We start from the raw sequence: 818 nt of genomic DNA on the forward strand, positions 1-818 counted from the left end.
ATATCCGCAGCTTCGGTGACTGGCTTAGCCCCGTTACATCTTCCGCGCAGGACGACTCGATCAGTGAGCTATTACGCTTTCTTTAAATGATGGCTGCTTCTAAGCCAACATCCTGACTGTTTTAGCCTTCCCACTTCGTTTTCCACTTAGCCAATCTTTGGGACCTTAGCTGGCGGTCTGGGTTGTTTCCCTCTTGACGCCGGACGTTAGCACCCGACGTCTGTCTCCCAAGCTCGCACTCATCGGTATTCGGAGTTTGCAATGGTTTGGTAAGTCGCAATGACCCCCTAGCCATAACAGTGCTCTACCCCCGATGGTGATACTTGAGGCACTACCTAAATAGTTTTCGGAGAGAACCAGCTATTTCCAAGTTTGTTTAGCCTTTCACCCCTACCCACAGCTCATCCCCTAATTTTTCAACATTAGTGGGTTCGGACCTCCAGGGCGTGTTACCGCACCTTCATCCTGGCCATGAGTAGATCACTTGGTTTCGGGTCTACACCCAGCGACTGATCGCCCTATTCGGACTCGATTTCTCTACGGCTTCCCTATTCGGTTAACCTTGCCACTGAATGTAAGTCGCTGACCCATTATACAAAAGGTACGCAGTCACGGAACAAGTCCGCTCCTACTGTTTGTATGCACACGGTTTCAGGATCTATTTCACTCCCCTTCCGGGGTTCTTTTCGCCTTTCCCTCACGGTACTGGTTCACTATCGGTCGATTACGAGTATTTAGCCTTGGAGGATGGTCCCCCCATATTCAGACAGGATGTCACGTGTCCCGCCCTACTTGTCGTACGCTTAGTACCACCGGTC

The 818-nt window shown here is 50.9% G+C and carries 1 rRNA gene; it reads right to left on the reverse strand.

Annotation, left to right across the window (positions count from 1 at the left end):
• Positions 1 to 818, reverse strand: a 23S ribosomal RNA gene (locus VM94_RS08705); the annotation flags it as partial.

The sequence above is a fragment of the Janthinobacterium sp. KBS0711 genome (genome assembly GCF_000988085.1).
In the GTDB taxonomy this organism is placed as follows: domain Bacteria; phylum Pseudomonadota; class Gammaproteobacteria; order Burkholderiales; family Burkholderiaceae_D; genus Janthinobacterium; species Janthinobacterium lividum_E.